Origin of the sequence: Klebsiella sp. Ech2A (assembly GCF_030078455.1) — a bacterium.
Taxonomy (GTDB): domain Bacteria; phylum Pseudomonadota; class Gammaproteobacteria; order Enterobacterales; family Enterobacteriaceae; genus Klebsiella; species Klebsiella terrigena.
The window spans coordinates 1-1,219 of the sequence record NZ_JAQGFU010000433.1; the positions used below are offsets into that span (position 1 = coordinate 1).

Below are 1,219 nucleotides of genomic sequence, written 5' to 3' on the forward strand. Positions count from 1 at the left end.
CTGGCTGCCTGAGTTCAGGCCGCTGCTGCCCGACGGCCAGCCCGCGCGGATCGTCGTACGGCAGCTGCTCAGCCATACGGCCGGGCTGGGCTATCGCTTCTTCGAGGCTGATGCCAACGGCCCCTATGCGCGGGCCGACGTATCGGACGGCATGGATGCGTCCGGTATCAGTCTGGCGGAGAACCTGCGCCGCATCGCCAGCGTTCCGCTGCTGTACGAGCCCGGTACGGGCTGGGGCTACTCGCTGGCGACCGACGTGCTGGGCGCCCTGATCGAGCGGGTGCAGGGAGAACCGCTTGATGCAGCCGTGCGCCAGCTGGTGACCGGCCCGCTGGGCATGGCCGATACCGGCTTTATTGCGCGGGATGCGCAGCGCGTGGCGACCGCCTACGTGAACGGTACGCCTCAGCCACATCCGCTGGCGGAAGGTGAAATCGTTTCGCCCTTCGAGGGGGCGGTCGGCATTCCCTACAGCCCTGCGCGCATCTTCGACCCGCAGGCGTTTCCCTCGGGCGGTGCGGGCATGGCGGGAACCGCCGAAGACTTCCTGCGCCTGCTGGAGGCTCTGCGTCAGGGCGGCGGCGCGATCCTGCCGGATGAGTTGATTGCGGAAATGGCGCGGGATCGGGCGGAGGATCTGGAGCTGCCCAACGCGCCGGGCTGCGGCTTCGGGCTCGGTTTTTCGGTCCTGCGCGATCGGACGCTGGCCGCTTCGCCTGAATCAGAAGGCACCTGGCGCTGGGGAGGCGCCTACGGCCACTCGTGGTTCGTGGATCGGTCGCGGGGGCTGAGCGTCGTCGCCTTCACTAACACCCTATACGAAGGGATGTCGGGCCGTTTCGTCGGCGATCTGCGCGATGCGGTCTACGGCGCCCTGGAGGCTGAACGATGAATTCGACGACCGGGCATCGCATGCCCGTCGCGTCGCTGCTGGCGCTCGCGATGGCGGCTTTCATCACCATCCTGACCGAAGCGCTGCCGGCCGGCCTGCTGCCCCAGATGGCGCAAGGCCTGGCCGTCTCCGAGGCGTGGGTCGGCCAGACGGTGACTGTCTATGCCATCGGTTCTCTGGTGGCCGCCATTCCGCTGACCGCCGCCACTCAAGGAGTTCGTCGCCGGCCGCTGCTGCTGGCCGCCATTGGCGGATTCGCCATCGCCAACACGGTTACGACGCTCTCCGCCAGCTATGCGCTGACGCTAGCGGCGCGCTTCGTGGCGG

1 protein-coding gene and 1 pseudogene are annotated in these 1,219 nt (G+C 68.4%); both read left to right on the plus strand.

The genetic code is table 11. The features are described from left to right. Positions 1-892, plus strand: an 892-nt coding sequence (locus PFH44_RS27750) for a serine hydrolase domain-containing protein (protein WP_283826862.1), incomplete at its 5' end; no start/stop codon positions are given. Continuing rightward, a pseudogene (locus tag PFH44_RS27755) lies at positions 889-1,219 on the plus strand (MFS transporter); the annotation flags it as partial. The gene PFH44_RS27750 and the pseudogene PFH44_RS27755, both read left to right, overlap by 4 nt.